The sequence below is a fragment of the Neorhizobium alkalisoli genome (assembly GCF_007829835.1).
Classification (GTDB): domain Bacteria; phylum Pseudomonadota; class Alphaproteobacteria; order Rhizobiales; family Rhizobiaceae; genus Neorhizobium.
In genome coordinates this window covers 95,786-113,521 of record NZ_VIWP01000007.1, presented here as the reverse complement: position 1 = coordinate 113,521, position 17,736 = coordinate 95,786, and the positions used below count along the sequence as shown (strand labels likewise).

At 60.5% G+C, this 17,736-nt stretch carries 14 protein-coding genes and 1 riboswitch; of the genes, 8 read left to right on the top strand and 6 right to left on the bottom strand.

Features of this window, described 5'->3' with window-relative positions; genetic code table 11:
* Positions 1–197: 197 nt before the first annotated feature.
* Positions 198–1,589, bottom strand: a complete 1,392-nt coding sequence (fumC, locus tag FHW37_RS24040; protein ID WP_145640975.1) for a class II fumarate hydratase — start codon at positions 1,587–1,589, stop codon at positions 198–200.
* A gap of 379 nt (positions 1,590–1,968) precedes the next feature.
* On the opposite strand from fumC, the gene FHW37_RS24035 reads away from it, so the two are divergent.
* On the top strand, positions 1,969–3,954 hold the full coding sequence (locus tag FHW37_RS24035) for a L,D-transpeptidase family protein (protein ID WP_145640974.1): 1,986 nt from the start codon (positions 1,969–1,971) through the stop codon (positions 3,952–3,954).
* Positions 3,955–4,029: 75 nt separating this feature from the next.
* Here FHW37_RS24035 and gph read toward each other — a convergent pair whose 3' ends face one another.
* Positions 4,030–4,722, bottom strand: coding sequence for a phosphoglycolate phosphatase (gene gph, locus FHW37_RS24030; protein WP_145640972.1), 693 nt, complete (start codon positions 4,720–4,722; stop codon positions 4,030–4,032).
* 147 nt (positions 4,723–4,869) lie between these two features.
* On the opposite strand from gph, the gene rpiA reads away from it, so the two are divergent.
* The 3 genes from rpiA (at position 4,870) to gor (ending at position 7,743) form a co-directional block, all read left to right on the top strand.
* Positions 4,870–5,565 carry a ribose-5-phosphate isomerase RpiA gene (rpiA, locus tag FHW37_RS24025; RefSeq protein ID WP_145640971.1) on the top strand — a complete coding sequence of 232 codons (696 nt, stop codon included), beginning with the start codon at positions 4,870–4,872 and terminating at the stop codon, positions 5,563–5,565.
* Between the two features lie 19 nt (positions 5,566–5,584).
* Positions 5,585–6,205 (top strand): DUF2059 domain-containing protein, encoded by a 621-nt coding sequence (locus FHW37_RS24020; protein WP_145640969.1) that lies wholly within the window; start codon positions 5,585–5,587, stop codon positions 6,203–6,205.
* Between the two features lie 149 nt (positions 6,206–6,354).
* Complete coding sequence (gor, locus tag FHW37_RS24015) at positions 6,355–7,743, top strand: glutathione-disulfide reductase (RefSeq protein ID WP_145640967.1); 1,389 nt, start codon at positions 6,355–6,357, stop codon at positions 7,741–7,743.
* A gap of 33 nt (positions 7,744–7,776) precedes the next feature.
* On the opposite strand, the gene FHW37_RS24010 is transcribed toward gor, so the two are convergent.
* Positions 7,777–9,117, bottom strand: coding sequence for a TadE/TadG family type IV pilus assembly protein (locus FHW37_RS24010; protein ID WP_145640966.1), 1,341 nt, complete (start codon positions 9,115–9,117; stop codon positions 7,777–7,779).
* 436 nt (positions 9,118–9,553) lie between these two features.
* Between FHW37_RS24010 and FHW37_RS24005 the strand changes: the two genes are divergently transcribed.
* A complete protein-coding gene (locus tag FHW37_RS24005; RefSeq protein WP_145640964.1) occupies positions 9,554–10,927 on the top strand; it encodes a class II 3-deoxy-7-phosphoheptulonate synthase in 1,374 nt (457 codons plus the stop codon).
* An 83-nt stretch (positions 10,928–11,010) separates the two neighbouring features.
* On the opposite strand, the gene FHW37_RS24000 is transcribed toward FHW37_RS24005, so the two are convergent.
* Both FHW37_RS24000 and FHW37_RS23995 read right to left on the bottom strand, forming a co-directional pair.
* Positions 11,011–12,738, bottom strand: coding sequence for a pilus assembly protein TadG-related protein (locus FHW37_RS24000; RefSeq protein ID WP_145640962.1), 1,728 nt, complete (start codon positions 12,736–12,738; stop codon positions 11,011–11,013).
* 2 nt (positions 12,739–12,740) lie between these two features.
* Positions 12,741–13,160 carry a TadE family protein gene (locus FHW37_RS23995; protein WP_145640961.1) on the bottom strand — a complete coding sequence of 140 codons (420 nt, stop codon included), beginning with the start codon at positions 13,158–13,160 and terminating at the stop codon, positions 12,741–12,743.
* A 189-nt stretch (positions 13,161–13,349) separates the two neighbouring features.
* Here FHW37_RS23995 and FHW37_RS23990 point away from each other — a divergent pair, with 189 nt between their 5' ends.
* The 3 genes from FHW37_RS23990 (at position 13,350) to bluB (ending at position 16,897) form a co-directional block, all read left to right on the top strand.
* Positions 13,350–15,023: an NAD+ synthase gene (locus FHW37_RS23990; RefSeq protein ID WP_145640959.1), complete on the top strand. Its 1,674-nt coding sequence runs from the start codon at positions 13,350–13,352 to the stop codon at positions 15,021–15,023.
* Positions 15,024–15,051: 28 nt separating this feature from the next.
* The gene (locus tag FHW37_RS23985) at positions 15,052–15,882 is read left to right on the top strand and encodes a TolB family protein (protein WP_145641266.1); all 831 of its coding nucleotides are present in this window, start codon (positions 15,052–15,054) and stop codon (positions 15,880–15,882) included.
* Positions 15,883–15,916: 34 nt separating this feature from the next.
* Positions 15,917–16,102: riboswitch (cobalamin riboswitch) on the top strand.
* 78 nt (positions 16,103–16,180) lie between these two features.
* On the top strand, positions 16,181–16,897 hold the full coding sequence (bluB, locus tag FHW37_RS23980) for a 5,6-dimethylbenzimidazole synthase (protein WP_246690887.1): 717 nt from the start codon (positions 16,181–16,183) through the stop codon (positions 16,895–16,897).
* Positions 16,898–16,903: 6 nt separating this feature from the next.
* On the opposite strand, the gene FHW37_RS23975 is transcribed toward bluB, so the two are convergent.
* Entirely contained in the window at positions 16,904–17,647 is a 744-nt protein-coding gene (locus FHW37_RS23975) for a hypothetical protein (RefSeq protein ID WP_145640958.1), read from the bottom strand.
* Positions 17,648–17,736 lie beyond the last annotated feature (89 nt).

The following is a 17,736-nucleotide window of genomic DNA, read 5'->3' as shown; positions in this document are numbered from 1 at the left end:
TTTTGCAAAGTTCAGACGATTGTCATTCAATCTTTGCCTGAATAGTTCGCAATAAAATCCAACGGCTTGAAAGTTGGTTTTGTTGCGCGGTCATGAACCTGCAGTGGTAATAGTGAGTCGCGCAACAATTAATTCGCATATTCTAGCAAAGCGGGATGCGACCGGCAAACTGTGCTGGCCGCATCCGGCTTGATCGGTCACTTCGGGCCGATCATGTTCTCCGGCCGAACGTACTGATCGAATTCTTCATTCGTCAGATAACCGCCGCCGACGGCTTCTTCGCGCAGGGTCGTGCCGTTCTTGTGTGCCGTCTTGGCGATCTTGGCGCAGATGTCGTAGCCGAGCTTGCCGTTGAGTGCCGTCACCAGCATCAGCGAGTTCTCGACGCCCTTCTTGATATTGTCTTCGCGGGCTTCGATGCCGACGACACAATTGTCGGTGAAGGAGACGGCGGCATCACCGAGCAGCTGTACCGACTGCAGGAAGTTATAGGCCATCATCGGATTGTAGACATTGAGCTCGAAATGGCCCTGGCTGCCGGCAAAGGTCAGCGCTGCGTGGTTGCCGAAGATGTGCGCGCAGACTTGGGTCAGGGCTTCCGACTGGGTCGGGTTGACCTTGCCCGGCATGATCGACGAACCCGGCTCGTTTTCCGGCAGCGACAGTTCGCCGAGGCCGGCGCGCGGGCCGGAGCCGAGGAAGCGGATGTCGTTGGCGATCTTGAAGAGGGCTGCTGCTGCTGCGTTGATCGCGCCGTGTGCGAAGACCATCGAGTCATGCGAGGCAAGCGCCTCGAACTTGTTCGGTGCGGTGACGAAGGGCAGGCCGGTGATCTTGGAAATCTCTTCGGCAACCTTTTCGGCAAAACCGATCGGTGCGTTGAGGCCGGTACCGACGGCGGTGCCGCCCTGGGCGAGCTTCGAAAGCGCCGGCAGCGTCAGTTCGATATTGGCGATCGCCGAGGCGACCTGCGCTGCATAGCCGGAAAATTCCTGGCCGAGCGTCAGCGGCGTTGCATCCTGCGTATGGGTGCGGCCGATCTTGATGATATGCGCAAAAGCCTTGACCTTTGCTTCCAGCGCTGCGTGCAGATGCTTCAGCGAGGGCAGGAGGTGGCGAACGATCGTCTCGACGCAGGCAATGTGCATGGCCGTCGGATAAGTGTCGTTCGACGACTGGCTCATGTTGACGTGGTCGTTCGGATGAACCGGCTTCTTCGAGCCCATCACGCCGCCGAGCATTTCGATCGCGCGGTTGGAGATGACTTCATTGGCGTTCATGTTCGACTGGGTGCCGGAACCGGTCTGCCAGACGACGAGCGGAAAATGATCGTTGAGCTTGCCGTCGATGACTTCCTGCGCCGCATCGATGATCGCTTTACCGGTCGTCTTGTCGAGGCCTGCGAGATCCATGTTGGCGATCGCCGCCGCCTGCTTGACGATGCCGAGCGCGCGAACGACGGCGAGCGGCTGCTTTTCCCAGCCAATCTTGAAGTTGCCGAGCGAGCGCTGCGCCTGGGCGCCCCAATAACGGTCGGCTGCCACTTCGATCGGGCCAAACGTATCGGTTTCGGTGCGGGTCGATGCCATATCCTGCCTCTAGGTATCTGATGATCGCTGTCGGGCTGCGGATCGTCTTCAATTGGCGACGTGAGCCACGATGCGGCGCATTACTATACGATTGCTTGTCGTCTGCAAGGCGCAAAGGCCGGTTTTTCGGCACTGCAGCACGTGCCTTTTATGACACGTATCACGGAATTGTGCGGCTTTCGGTAAAGCCTTCGTTTGCTGATCTGGTTACCCGTCAGTAAAAATTTAACGAATATTTTCTTAATGTTCGCAATGCGTCCGGCGCCTTTCGAGGCTTGTGACGGACCGCTCGCCCGCTTCGGGCGTTTCTTTTCATATCGCGCGCAATCGGATAGATGGCGTGTGAATTGCTGATCCCGCTGATTTGGACGCGGATGTAATGACGGGGAAGACCTTGCCGCAGAATTACAAGACAACTTCGATTGCACTCGCCCTTGTTTCCGGGATTTCTGCATTCACGTCGATGACGGCACCTGCCAACGCACTGACCTTGATGGATATTCTGCGTGGCGGACCGGGCAACCGAGACCGCGCGTCAAATACCAGTGTGCCGGGCGTGGTCACCACGATGCCGTCGGAAAAGCAGCTGGCCGATCCCGAGCCGCTGCCGAAAGTCTCTGCGCCGAAATACTTCACCTACAAGGCCGACGACATGCGCACGGTGCGGACCGCAGGCTTTGCCGCGGCTTCCGCGACCGACGCGACGCGGCTGATCGCCGAGGCCAAGGTTGTGGCGCCGAGTGATATCGCAGCCGCGCTCGAAGCCTATTACGCAAAGAATGCCGCGCCGCTTTGGGTCGCCAATGGGGATGTCAGCGAAAAGGGCCGGGCGGTTATCGACATGCTGGCCAAGGCCGGCGATTATGGCCTCGATCCGGCCGATTACGCCGTAACGGTTCCGAGCCTGACCACCGCAAGCGTCGCCCAGCCGGCTGATGCTTCCCCGGCACCGGCCGCCGATCCGTCGGTTGCGCCGACTGCTGTCTCCGCCGACGCCACGACGCCGGCCGCCCAGCCGGCCGCAGCCGATCCGGTTGCCGCCCAGCCTGTTGCAACCGACCATGACAAGGCGCTGATGCGCTTCGAACTGGCTCTTTCGGCCAAGACGCTGATGTTCGCTCAGGATATGGTGCGCGGTCGCCTCGATCCGAACCGGATTTCCGAATATCACGACTTCAAGCGCAAGGACGCCAATCTCGCTTCCATGCTGCCGGCCTTGGCTGCCGCTCCGGATGTTGCCGCCTATTTCGCCGGCATCGAGCCGAAGGGTGTCGAATTCCAGTCGCTCAAGGCCGAACTTGCCAAGCTGCGCGCCGAAGCCACCACCGAGATTGCCGCGGTTTCGCTGCCGGACAATCTTCTCCTGAAGCCAGGCGCAAGCAGCCCGGACATGGCAAGCATCGTTGCTGCCATCCAGCAGTCCGGCTCTGAAGCCCTGAAGACCAAGCATGCCGCAACGCTTGCCGCTTATCAGCAGACGCCGGAATATTCGCCGGAACTCGTTGATCTGGTCAAATCGTTCCAGGGCGAATCCGGCCTCAAGGCTGATGGCGTCATCGGTGCTGCAACCGTCCGCAAGATGATCGGCGACCGTTCCGAGGACAAGATCCAGAAGGTCATCGTTGCCATGGAACAGGCGCGCTGGCTGCCGGGTGATCTCGGCCAGCGTTACGTCTTCATCAACCAGCCGGCCTTCCGCGTCTATTATCACGAGCATGGCGCCGAGCAGTTCTCGATGCGTGTCGTGGTCGGCGCCAAGGCGCACCAGACCTTCTTCTTCCAGGATGAGATCGAAACCGTCGAGTTCAATCCTTACTGGGGTGTTCCGCAGTCGATCATCGTCAACGAAATGCTGCCGCACCTGCGTCAGGACCCGTCCTATCTCGACCGCATGGGCTACGAAGTTGCCGTCAACGGCAAGGCCGTACCGTCCTCCAGCGTCAACTGGTACGGTTCGACCCAGAACGTTTCGGTCCGTCAGCCGCCGTCGAGCGACAATGCGCTCGGTGACCTGAAGATCCTGTTCCCGAACGCGCATGCCATCTACATGCATGACACGCCATCCAAGAGCTTCTTCCAGCGTGACATGCGTGCGCTCAGCCATGGCTGCGTGCGCCTGCAGGAGCCACGCAAGATGGCGGCCGCCGTGCTTGGCACGACCCAGCAGGATGTTGACGGCCGTATCGCCGCCGGCAAGAACGAGGCCGTCAAGGTTCCGGTGAAATTCCCGGTCTACGTCGCCTATTTTACCGCCTGGCCGAACAAGGACGGCGCGGTCGAATATTTCGACGACGTTTATGGCCGCGATGCCGCCACCTGGAAGGCTTTTCAGGCCACGACCAAGAGCCGCAGCGCCCAGATCTGAGGCGGATGAACTCCTCTGATACGAAAACGGCGGCCACTGGCCGCCGTTTTCTGTTTTGGGGAAATGTTTTGAATGTCAGCTTTGCGCGAAAAGCTTTTCGACGAGCGCCGGCGTCAATTCGTCAAAACTATCGATCACCAGCGTCGGCTCAAGCTCGGCTGCCGGAACATGCGAATAACCGAAGCTGACGGCAATCGACGGAATGCCGGCATTCTTTGCGGCAAGAATGTCGTTGATGCTGTCGCCGATCATCAAGGCCTTCGAGGCTTCGCCGCCCGCGCGTTCGATCGTACCAAGGATATGGCCGGCATCGGGTTTCCTGACGGCAAAGCTGTCGCCACCGGTAATCACCTGGAAATGCGACGTCAGTCCGAGCTGATCCATCAGCGGAAAGGCGAGCTCCTCGAGCTTGTTGGTGCAGACCGCAAGCTGGATGCCGGCGCCGGCAAGCCGTTCCAGGCAGGCGATCGTGCCGGGATAGACGGTGCTCTTGCCCGGCATATGCGCCCGGTAATGCTCCATGAAGCGATCGAACAGTTTTGCCGCTGTCTCGTCGTCGAGATGCGTCTTTCTCAGTTCGAAGGCGCGGCTGATCATCACCTTGACGCCTTGCCCGACGAGATAGGTGACGTCGTCGAACGTCACGGGCTCGAGGCCAACGGCTGAAATCGTGTGGTTCAGGCTGTCCATCAGGTCGGGCGCCGTATCGACGAGCGTGCCGTCGAGATCGAAGATTACGAGAGGGTTGGTCAAAAAGGCCTCGGTCATGTGCAGCTTCAAGATGATCCGCAATACGCAAAGCGGAGCGGAAATGCAAAGGCCGGTCGTGAAGAGCAAAACCGGGATGAGGGACTTTCGTTTGCCGGGCGAGCCGTGTAAACAGCTGACGACTTAACAGCGGGGAGCGTGTGGCGCATGGACGCCCGGGAAATGAAGGTCAAGGCGGCAGAGGCTGCACTGGCACATGTCGAAGACGGTATGCGGCTCGGTATCGGTACCGGATCGACGGCCGAGGAATTCGTTCGTCTTCTGGCCGAAAAGGTGCATGGCGGGCTTCGTATCCAGGGCGTGCCGACCTCGGAGCGCACCGCGCGGCTTTGCCTCGAACTCGGCGTTCCGCTGAAATCACTCGATGAACTGCCGGAACTCGACCTGACGATCGACGGTGCCGACGAACTGGATGCCGATCTGACCCTGGTCAAGGGCGGCGGCGGCGCACTGCTGCGCGAAAAGATCGTCGCTGCGGCATCGAGCCGGATGATCGTGATTGCGGATGCGACCAAGCTGGTCGAAACGCTCGGCGCCTTTCCGCTGCCGATCGAGATCAATCCTTTCGGTCAGACATCGACAAGGATCGCCGTCGAAAAAGCAGCATCGCGCCTTGGCCTGAGCGGCGAGATGAAGCTGCGCCGCGCCGGTGACGAACTGTTCATGACGGATGGCGGGCATTATATTCTCGACGCATCTTTTGGCCGTATTCCTGATGCAGAGGCACTGTCGGGCGAACTCAATTTTATTCCCGGCGTCGTCGAGCACGGGCTATTCATTCATATGGCGTCTTTTGCGATCATCGCCGGCGAGGCGGGTGCGCGGACGTTGAAGGCGAAATAAAACCAGGAGCAATCAACCCATGATCAAATACGCGGTTCTCGGCCGTGCTGCCATTTTCGCGAGCCTTCTGTCGGGCGTCATGACGGTTTCCATGACCGTTGCTACGCAGGCCCAGGAGATCCCCGAAGCGCATCTGACGGCAGCCCGCCAGGCGATTGCCTCCCTGAACGTCACCGATCGTTTCGACAACATTCTGCCCAACCTGGCCGAAGGCCTGAAGGGTCAGTTCATCCAGTCGTCGCCGAATTTCCAGAACCAGATTTCTGCGATCGTCGACGAGCAGGCCCTGGCGCTTGCACCGCGTCGTGCCGATCTCGAAAAGGAAGCGGCAACGATTTACGCCAAGAGCTTCTCGGCCGACGAGCTGAAGTCGATCTCGACCTTCTTCAATTCCGAAGCCGGCAAGAAGCTTCTGACCAACCAGCCGCTCGTCAATCGCGAGCTCGCCAAGGCTGCGGAAATCTGGGCAAACGGCATCCAGCGTGACCTGAGTGCCCAGAGCACGGCCAAGCTGCGCGCCGTCATCGATGCCAACCCGATCAAGGCTCCGGTCGTCGATGCTGCTCCGGCACCGGCTCCCGCGACGGCTGCAAAGCCTGCTCCGGCCAAGCCTGCACCGGCTCCGGCACCGAAGCCGTAATTTTAAAATAGCATTGTCAAAATTGGTGAAGCCCGGAGCGATCCGGGCTTTTGCTTTTTGCGGGGCGCAATCCTATATGGTGTGCGTCTCACCCCCGTCTTTCGAGATTGTCCTCCCAGACATTGTCCGATCATTTCCAGGAGCTTGCCATGACCGCTTACGACTACGACCTCTTTGTGATCGGTGGCGGTTCCGGTGGTGTCAGGGCAGGGCGCGTTGCAGCCTCGCTCGGCAAGCGCGTGGCAATTGCCGAAGAATTCCGATTCGGCGGCACCTGCGTCATCCGCGGATGCGTGCCGAAAAAGCTCTATGTCTATGCCTCGCAATTTTCCGAGCATTTCGAGGATGCCGCCGGTTTCGGCTGGACGGTCGGTGAAAGCAAGTTCGACTGGAAGGCGCTGGTCGCCGCCAAGGAGCGGGAAGTCACCCGTCTCGAAGGTCTTTATCGCCGCGGCCTTGAAAACAACGGCGCCGAGATGATCGACAGCCGTGCCGAACTCGTCGATACCCACACGATCCGCATCGTCAAGACGGGCAAGACGGTCACCGCCGACAAGATCGTGATTGCCACCGGCGGCACGCCCAATCCGCATGCGGCCCTGCCGGGCCACGAGCTTTGCATCTCCTCCAACGAGGCCTTCGATCTGCCGGAACTGCCGCGCTCGATCCTGATCGCCGGCGGCGGTTATATCGCGGTTGAATTCGCCAATATCTTCCATGGCCTCGGTGTCGAGGTGACGCTGATCTATCGCGGCAAGGAAATCCTCTCGCGCTTCGACCACGACATGCGCCAGGGCCTGCACAAGGCAATGACCGAGAAGGGCATCCGCATCCTCCTCACCGATGTCATCGAGGAAGTGACGAAGACGCCGGCCGGCGGGCTGCAGGCGCGCACCATGTGCGGCGAGACCCTGAATGTCGACACCGTCATGCTGGCGCTCGGCCGCGATCCGAACACCAAGGGTCTTGGTCTGGAGGCAGCCGGTATCGGCATGGACGAACGCGGCGCGATCCTGGTCGATGCCTATTCGCGCACCAATATCGAAAACATCTACGCGCTTGGTGATGTCACCGATCGGGTACAATTGACGCCGGTCGCGATCCATGAGGCGATGTGCTTCATCGAGACCGCCTTCAAGGGCAAGCCGACTTCGCCGGATCACGACCTGATCGCAACGGCCGTCTTCTCGCAACCCGAGATCGGTACTGTGGGGCTTAGCGAGGAAGAGGCTGCCCGGAAATACGCGGAGCTGGAAGTCTATCGCGCCGAATTCCGGCCGATGAAGGCGACCCTGTCTGGCCGTACCGAGCGGATGATCATGAAGCTCGTCGTCGATGCGGAAAGCCGCAAGGTCGTTGGCGCTCATATTCTCGGTCACGATGCGGGCGAGATGGCGCAGCTTCTCGGCATCTCGCTGAAGGCCGGTGTCACCAAGGACGATTTCGACCGCACCATGGCCGTGCATCCGACGGCAGCCGAAGAACTGGTGACGATGTACAATCCGACCTACCGGATCAGGAACGGCGAGCGGGTCTGACCCGCTCATCCGTCGCTTGGGCGTGAACGCGGATCAGCTGGTGATCCGCGGCATGCTGACGATTTTCAGGAACAGCGTCTTCATCGCATCATCGATGCCTTCCGTCGGGCTGACCTCGAAATAGAGCCCGTCCGTGGCGCATTCCTTCATTTTGCTGGCGATCGTCGGCTGGAACGGCGCGACCCAGGACTTGTAGAAATTATTGTCCAGCAGCGGCAGATAGGTCGTGTAGAGGACCGCGATCTTGATGCCGCGGTTTTTCAGGGTCGTGCAGGTCGTGGTGTCGACCGGCTCGATGCAGCGTCCATTATTTGCGCCCTTGGGGCTGGTGCAGCCGACGGGCTTATAGGCGTCGGCCACGCCATCCGCCACGAAGAAGACGATCTTCGCACGGTCGGCATTGCTAGTGCCCTTGCCCGGCGTGCCGGCGATTTCGGTATTGATGCCCTTCAGCGCGTCATCGAAACTGGTCTGCTGGTCGTTATTGTAGTTCTGGTAGGGGATGCTCATCAGCGTGATCTTGTCGGTCGCCTTGGCGACATCGCTGAGGCTGTAGCTGAGTGCCGCGACCTTGTAGAGCTTCGCATCCATGGCCGTCTGGCCGAATGTATAGGCGGCAACACGGAACTGATCCGCGGTCGTCTGGGTCGATGTCGCTGTCGCCATCAGCGCCTTGGTGGCGCTGGCGACCACGTCGATGCGCGTGGTGATGCCTTTTGCCTTGGCGACGTTGTAATAGCTGTAGGGATCGTCGACGCCGTCTGTCGAGACGATATGACAGGCAAAGGCACAATCGGCGTCGCCGCCTTTATTTGGGCCTGGACCCTGGTAGCCGTTGGCCGTCGCCTTTTTCATGTTGGCGACATCGGTCGGTGTGGCGCCGACGCCCATCGAAGGCGTGTTGTCGAGCAGCATGAAGAAGTCCTGGAAGGACGGTGTCTGGTATTGCGCGGTTGCGGTATCGGAGAGCGCGATCTGCGTCTGCCCGAGAACCTGCATGAAGGTGGTCGGCATTGCTGCATCGAAGGTGACGTGCGAGGTGATCACGCCGTTGACCTTGGCGACGGTGATATCGACATTCACCGTGACGTCGGAAAGATCGTTCGACATCTGCCCGAAGAAGATGTTGCGCGCCTCGGTCGGGTCGAGCGACACATTGCCATTGCCGCTCATGGCCATGGCCTGAGCGACGGCCTTCGATTTTTCCGAGATTGCACCGACCGCAGCCGCATCGGCCGCTGCAAAGAGCTGCGATTTGACGGTCATCGCGCGTGAAAAATCGAGCGCCATGCCGGCCGCGCCCGCAAGCGGAACCAGCAAAAGCGCTGTCATGATGCCAAAATTGCCCCTGCGATCGCCGGTAAGCCGCCGCATAATGCCCCACTCCGATAGGTATCCCCGCCGAGAACCTGTCACAGAGTCATGAAACGCGAATTAACGGGCCCGCGTAAATGCGATCGGACACCTTGCCTATACTTCCAGCGTTCTGGTGTTACTGGGCAGAATTCGATCTCTGCCATGCCTCATCCTGACGTGCCGCCACATCGGTGTATTCGACGGCATTGCAAGGCATGATTCCGTGCGATCGTCACGTCACCGAATTGACGACACTGCGTCCGGATGGGGTGAACTTGCATTTGCCGCCAAGGATCACGATTTTCGGCTCAGGTCGAATTCGACACGGATCGAAGACGGCCTGCGATCGGTGCATCTAAGCAGCTATGCAAGGACGGCCGTTCGGTCTATAAGCCCCGAAATTCTTTAAAAGTCAGGCCCGGCAGGAGATCCGAGGCAGAAACAGGTGAGCGACATGGCGCAGAATTGGACCCCTAGTAGTTGGCGGAATAAACCGATCCAGCAGGTTCCGGAATATCCGGATCAGGCTGCATTGGCAGCAACCGAAGCCCAGCTCGCTACGTTTCCGCCCCTCGTCTTCGCCGGAGAGGCCCGCAGGCTGAAGAGCCAGCTCGCGAAGGTCGCCAACGGCGATGCATTCCTTCTTCAGGGTGGCGATTGTGCCGAGAGTTTTCTCGAGCACGGCGCCGACAATATCCGCGACTTCTTCCGCGCTTTCCTGCAGATGGCCGTCGTCCTGACCTATGGCGCCCAGCTGCCGGTGGTAAAGGTCGGCCGCATTGCCGGTCAGTTCGCAAAGCCCCGTTCCTCGAATTTCGAGACGCAGGGCGATGTGACGCTGCCGTCCTACCGCGGTGACATCATCAACGGCATCGACTTCACGCCGGAATCGCGCATTCCGGCGCCGGAGCGCCAGCTTGACGCCTACCGTCAGTCGGCGGCGACGCTGAACCTTCTGCGCGCCTTCGCGATGGGCGGTTACGCCAATCTGGAAAACGTCCAGAAGTGGATGCTCGGCTTCGTCAAGGATAGCCCGCAGGGCGAGCGTTACCGCAAGCTGGCCGACCGTATCGGCGAGACGATGGATTTCATGCGGGCGATCGGCATCACTGCCGAGAACCAGCCGAGCCTGCGCGAGACGGATTTCTTCACCAGCCATGAAGCGCTGCTTCTCGGCTACGAAGAAGCGCTGACCCGCGTCGATTCGACCTCGGGCGACTGGTACGCGACGTCGGGCCACATGATCTGGATCGGCGACCGTACCCGTCAGCTCGACCATGCGCATGTGGAATATTTCCGCGGCATCAAAAACCCGATCGGTCTGAAATGCGGCCCCTCGCTGCAGCCGGACAACCTGATCGAGCTCATCGATGCGCTGAACCCGGCCAACGAGGCCGGCCGCCTGACGCTGATCTGCCGTTTCGGCTACGACAAGGTCGCAGACAGCCTGCCAAAACTCATTCGCGCCGTCGAGCGCGAGGGCAAGAAGGTTGTCTGGTCCTGTGATCCGATGCACGGCAACACGATCACGCTCAACAACTACAAGACCCGGCCGTTCGACCGGATCCTGTCGGAAGTCGAAAGCTTCTTCCAGATCCACCGTGCGGAAGGTTCTCATCCGGGCGGCATCCATATCGAGATGACCGGCAAGGACGTGACCGAATGCACCGGCGGCGCGCGCGCAGTGACGGCTGGCGATCTTCAGGATCGTTACCACACCCATTGCGACCCGCGCCTCAACGCCGACCAGGCGTTGGAACTGGCCTTCCTGCTCGCAGAGCGGATGAAGAGCGGTCGCGACGAAAAGCGGATGGTCGTCAACGGCTGATCGCCGTCGATCATTGCTGATGACAAACGAAAAGGCCGGCGGGGGGATCGCCGGCCTTTTGCGTGTTCCCGTCCAAGCTGAACCTATTGGACGAGAACCGGATTGCGGCACACTGTTCCGCCGAGCCTGACATCGGCTTCGCCGATGCGGATGCCAAGCGCCAGCAGCGTGTTGGTGAGAAGCGTATCGAGCGGTGCAGTGACCAGCGGCAGTGTCGCCTGCAGGGCGGCGGTGATCAGCTTCGGAACGCCGAGCGGGATGTTCAGGAGCTCGACCTGAAGCTCGAGATTGCCGAGCAGCGAATTGAACAGCGTCGTGATCGTGTCCTGCGTCGAGACGGAACGGACCTTGCCGCTGGTGATGTCGGATGGCGTGAAGGTCAGCCTCGACGGCTTGCTGTTCGTAGCATTGCCATAGACCAGTGCCGTGACGTCCAGGAGAGGCGAGGTCACGAGGTCCGCCTTTGTTGCCCGCGGCTTGGTGCCGAAATTTGCAAAGGCAGAGGTGTCGACATCGCCGAGCGTCAGTTCCGCGACGCCCGGTACTGCATCGATATCGACGGTCGCCGTGTTCTTGCCGGCCGAGGGGCATGTGATCGACACGAGTTTCGCCTCGGCATTGGCAATTTCCAGATAGACCGGAACGCGGACCTTGAAGCCGAGCAGGCTCAAAACACCGTCGAGCGTCACTTCCGCGGCAATGCGGGTCTGGGCGGTGCGCACGATCGTACCCGGAGCGCCGGCGGCGAGATAAGGCGTGCCGGCCGGCGGTTCGCCGATTGCGATCGTCAGCTTGGCCGAGCCGAGGCCCGGGATCGCGGTCCCGACATCGACGGCGAGCTGCTTGCCATCCTGGTTGGCGGTCGCGGCCGCCGAGACGAGGTCCATCAGATTGGTATTGATGGTCAGTCCGTCGCTTTGGCCGATCAGCTTCTTCGACAAGGGGCCTGGCGAAAGAATGTCCTGCAGTTTCAGGGTCACTTTGGTCTTGTCGACGGCCTTGCCGAGCGTGTTCAGCACGGTGGCGACCGACGGGCTGAGGCCCGTCGTCTTGGCCAATGTCGTGAACAGCTTGCCATAGGTGATGTCGGTCTTCAGCAGGTCCTCATAGGTGCCGGCCTGCAGGTTGAGATCGATCGCCAGCGCGTCGAGCGTCTTGAGGAGATCGACCTGTGTGTCGACAAGCCCCTGATAATCCATGACCTTCAGCGAGATCGTCGTGCCGAGCAGCTGGCCGAGCAGCGCGTTCAGCACGCCTTCGTTGAGGCTGGCGAGGCGCGAGCCGATCGAGAAGGAGGCGGACTTGTCGATCGACGCCGTGCCGCTGGCGGCAAGCTGCGGCGGCGCCATCATCGAACCGGAAAAATAGAGCGCACCTTTGGTATAGAGGGTGAGCCGCATCGAGTCGGAGGGCGTTGCACCCGCCACGAACCGGTTGGCCGCCGCAAGTGACGGATCGGGCGTGTAACGCCCCTTGGTCACCTCGGCATAGGTACCGTAGTTCATGAGAACGGTGTCGGGATCAAACGGCACTAGCCCCTTGGACGTCAGCAGGCCGTTTGTCGTGCGCACCGGTATGTCGCGATTGTTGAGGGTGAAGAAGTCCAGAGCGCCTTTTTCCGGATTGGAGAGATTTCCGGCGGCGGCGATGGCGGCGAGGTCGGCGGTGCTCTGCAGATCGCGCTGCTGCAGCGTCAGGCTGCCATAGTCGATGCCGAGCGCAAGCGCGCCGATCAGAAGCGGCATGCTGAGGGCGGCCGAAATGGCGATGTTCCCGGAACGGTCACGGGCAAGAAAGGGCAGGCGGCGCATGGTCAGATGCCTCCGATCCGCATCGTGGAATAACGACGGATATGGGTGTCGGGCATGGCGTAGCTGTAGAGGCTGAAGATCGGCAGGTTGCTGGCATCGTAATCGACCGAGACCGTGAACTGGTTCGGATTGGCCGGATCTGCAGCCACCTGCATGCTGAGCTTGGTCTTGTCGATCAGGACTGTGTCCATGGTCGATTTGGTGACATAGTCCTGCACGAGCTTCTTGCGCTCGGTATCGTCCAGACCTGCAACGGCCGTGCGAGCAGCATCGGCAGCAAGTTGCTGCACGGCATGTGCCGCACCGAGATAGATGCCGTAGCCGATCAGGCTGAACAGGACGAGAAACAGCAGAGGGGCGATGATCGCAAATTCCACCGCCGACCCTCCGGAGCGGCATGTGGCAACGGATGGCATCCTCATGATTTCCTCCCTCTAAATTAGTATTTACGAATATGATTGCGCGAGGGAGCTAAAAATCCTTTAAAATCGGGCTAGAGATTTTAGCGTTGTATAATATTCGTATTCCGAGCACGTCATTCGCGGCGAAGCGCTTGCGAAAAAGCCGGTGCAACCGTTGCGGTCCTGCCTGACGGAGATTAGATCTGCCCTATGGACAAGGACAGGTTTGACACGTTTCGGATCGCAGTCGCCCAGCTCAACCCCGTCATGGGGGATATTGCCGGCAATCTTCTCCTTGCGCGGCAGGCACGCCGTGAGGCAGCCGAGATGGGCGCGCATATCGTCCTTTTCACCGAACTCTTCATTTCCGGTTATCCGCCGGAAGATCTCGTGATGAAACCCGCCTTCCTGGAAGCCTGTCAGCAGGCGATCGACAGTCTTGTGGCAGAGACCGTGGATGGCGGCCCCGGCATGATCGTCGGTTTTCCCAGGCAGGACGGCGAGGGGCGTTACAATTCTATAGCCGTGCTTGATGGGGGCCGGGTCATCGCCATCAGGGACAAGGTCGATCTGCCCAATTACGGCGAGTTCGACGAGAAGCGTGTCTTCGATGCTGGTCCCATGCCCGGACCCGTCAATTTCAGGGGGGTAAGGATCGGTGTTCCGATCTGCGAGGATATCTGGGGCGATGCCGGAGTCTGCGAGACCCTAGCCGAAAGCGGCGCCGAAATTCTGCTCGTGCCGAACGGTTCGCCCTATTATCGCGGCAAGATCGATATCCGCCATCAGGTCGTGCTGCGTCAGGTGATCGAAAGTGGCCTGCCGCTTGTCTATGGCGCGCAGGTCGGCGGTCAGGACGAACTCGTCTTCGACGGTGCCAGCTTCGCATTCAATGCCGACCACAGGCTCGCCTTCCAGATGTCGGAATTCGAGCAAAGCATCCATCTCAGCGAATGGCGCAGGCAGGGTGAGACCTGGATCTGCGACACCGGCAAGGTCGATCCCGTTCCTGAAGGCGAGGAGGCGGATTATCGCGCCTGTGTGCTCGGCCTGCGCGACTATGTGGCGAAGAACGGTTTCAAGTCGGTCGTGCTCGGCCTGTCCGGTGGCATCGATTCGGCGCTCTGTGCGGCTATGGCTGTCGATGCGCTCGGGGCCGAGCGCGTGCATGCCGTGATGATGCCCTATCGATATACGTCGGACGCCTCGCTGAAGGATGCCGAAGCCTGTGCCGCGGCTCTCCATATTCGTTATGACACGGTGCCGATCGAGGCGGCCGTCGACGGCTTTCTGTCCGGCCTTTCGGGTCTGTTCGACGGCGCCGAAGAGGATGTGACCGAGGAAAACCTGCAGAGCCGCGCGCGGGGGACCATCCTAATGGCAATCTCCAACAAGTTCGGCGCCATGGTCGTGACGACCGGCAACAAGTCGGAAATGTCGGTCGGTTACGCGACGCTTTACGGCGACATGAATGGCGGCTTCAATCCGATCAAGGATCTCTACAAGGGGCAGGTCTACGCGCTGGCGCGTTGGCGCAATGCCCATCGGCCGCCAGATGTGCGTGGGCCCGCAGGCGAGGTGATTCCGGCCTCGATCATCGACAAGCCCCCCTCTGCCGAGCTGCGGCCCGGCCAGACCGACCAGCAATCTCTGCCGCCCTATGACGTCCTCGACGATATTCTCGAATGTCTCGTCGAGCGCGAGATGGGGGCTGCCGATGTCATAGCGCGCGGCCATGACGAGACGGTCGTGCACCGGATCGAGCATCTGCTCTACCTTGCCGAATACAAGCGCCGGCAATCGGCTCCCGGCGTGAAGATCACCCGCCGCAATTTCGGCCGTGATCGCCGTTACCCCATCACCAACCGGTTTCGGGACCGCTGAAGGGATTTATTGAGAGGATTTCATGGCATTGCGCAGTTCGGTCGAAATTTTCGACATCGAGACACGGACGAGCCGTGTTGTCTGGCAGACGGAAAAACTGTTTGAGGCGCCCAACTGGTCGCCCGACGGCTCCTATCTGATGCTCAACTGCGACGGGCTGATGTACCGCTTGTCACCGGCTGGTGATGCGGATCCGCATCTGGTCGATACGGGCTTTGCCAATCTCTGCAACAACGATCACGGCATCGCGCCGGATGGATCAGCGATCGCCATTTCCGACAAGGTCGAGTTCGGAAAGTCGGCAATCTACATTCTTTCGGCAAAGGGTGGGGCGCCAAAATTGGTGACGGAAAACCTGCCGTCCTACTGGCATGGCTGGTCGCCGGATGGAAAACGCTTCACCTATTGCGGCATCCGCAACGATGTCTTCGACATCTACACGATCGCCACCGATGGCAGTGACGAGACGCGTCTGACATTTGGCGAGGGCCGCAATGATGGACCCGATTATTCGCCGGATGGAAAGTGGATCTATTTCAATTCCAGCCGCAGCGGCCGCATGCAGATCTGGCGGGTTCCGGCGGGTGGCGGCACGGCCGAGCGCATCACCAATAGCCCTTACGGCGACTGGTTCCCGCATCCGTCGCCGCTCGGTGACAAGATCGTCTTCGTCTCCTACGACGGCGATGTTTTTGACCATCCGCGCGATCTGAACGTGCGGGTGCGGCTGATGGATATGGACGGCGGCAATGTCGAGACGCTGTTCGACCTGTTCGGCGGGCAGGGCACGATGAATTCGCCCAACTGGGCACCGGACGGCAAACAATTCGCCTTTGTCCGCTATTTCCCGGGTGCTTGAAGCTGTATGAAACTTGTATCCGCGAAAGCGCGGGCGCATAAGAAAATCGTCAGGTGCCCGCTCGTTGCGGGAGAATCGGGAATCCGGTGAAAACCCGGAACGTGCCCAACGCTGTAAGGCTGATGTCTGCCGCATCAAATGGCCACTGGAGCAATCCGGGAAGGTCGCGGCAGGCAGGTGAAGCCGAAGTCAGAAGACCGGCCTGGCGAGGTGGATCGATCGGCGCGGACGGCCGCTCGATGTTTGGAAGGATTTGCCGGCCAATGCCGATGGCCTTCTGCATTGTTGGGGATAGACGATGCGACCAGACATGACTGCGGTGCCGGATGTTGTGACGGACACCGCTTCGCAAGCCCTCGTTTCGGCCTGCGCCTTTTCCAAGGAAGAGCGGGACGCGGTCTACAGGGCGATCGGCACGCGGCGCGATGTGCGCGACCAGTTTCTGTCCGATCCTCTGCCGGACGATCTTGTCCAGCGGCTTCTGGGGGCCGCCCATGCCGCCCCTTCGGTCGGCTTCATGCAGCCCTGGAATTTCATTCTCGTGCGCAGCGAAGAGATGCGGCAGGCCGCCTGGCAGGCCTTTTCCCGCGCCAACGAGGAGGCCGCCAACCTGTTCGACGGAGAAAAGCGCGATCTCTACAAAAGCCTGAAGCTCGAAGGCATCCGCAAGGCGCCATTGTCGATCTGTGTCACCTGCGATCCCGACAAGGCCGGCCCCGTCGTGCTCGGCCGTACCCATAATCCGAAAATGGATTCCTTCTCGACCGTCTGCGCCATTCAAAACCTCTGGCTTGCGGCGCGTGCCGAAGGTGTCGGTGTCGGCTGGGTCAGCATTTTTCGCGACGAGGATGTTCGCGCGCTGCTTGGCATACCGGAGCGGATCGAGATCGTTGCCTGGCTCTGCCTCGGTTATGTCGACCAGCTGTACGGTGAGCCGGAACTGGCCGTCAAAGGCTGGCGGCAGCGGCTGCCGCTGGAGGATCTGGTGTTTTCGGAGCGCTGGCAGGAGCGCTGAAAGCAGTTACTGCTGCGGTTGTGCGCCCGGCGCTTTCGGATGGGCGAGATCGATGCTCTCGTCCGGCAGGAAGACCGGGCCGACGGTCCGAACCTTCTGGCCCGGATCATAGGGCCGCTCACGCGGATCGAGCGGCGGGTTGGCCGCCGTCTCCTGCGAAGGGCCGGCTGGCAGCGTCCGCAGATGGATGACACCCGATTGCGGATCGTCCTGGGTTGTTATGCCGGATTTCTGGCGGTTCGACGGTGACACGGGTTGCTGCTCATCCTCCTTGGGCAAAGCAAGCCCGCGGATCCGCAGCCGCTCCATCTCGTCGGCTTTCTTCTGCTCCTGGTAATCCGAGGGCAGACAGGCATTGGCGCGGATGGCGGCAAGGATGGCTGTCCGCTCTTCCGACGAATAGGTGAGCTGGCGGGCATTGTTGCGCTCGGCGGCGATCGATTCACGCGCGCTTTCCAGCGATTGCAGCTCCTGCCGCATGCCTTCGCACTGGCTGTTGTTTGCCGAGCCGAGCACGACGATGCTGCCGCCACCGCAGCCGGCATTGCGCATGTCGACACGCATCTTGCGAATTTCGATATTCTTCTGCGCCAGCGCCTGCACATATTCGCGCATCTGGCCGCGATTGCCGATGATGATTGGCGCGTTGTTGAGCTTGCCGAAAAGGTCGGCGCAGAGTTCCACGTCGCCGGCCGAGGCCATCGCGGGAAGAAGAGTAAGGCCGATGATCAGCAGGCCGCGATATCGCATGGCGGTTTCCGATACCGTTTGAAGGATAGCCTTAACGATAGGTCCGGCACGTTTACATCTTATGAACCGGCCCCGGTGGGGCCGGCTCG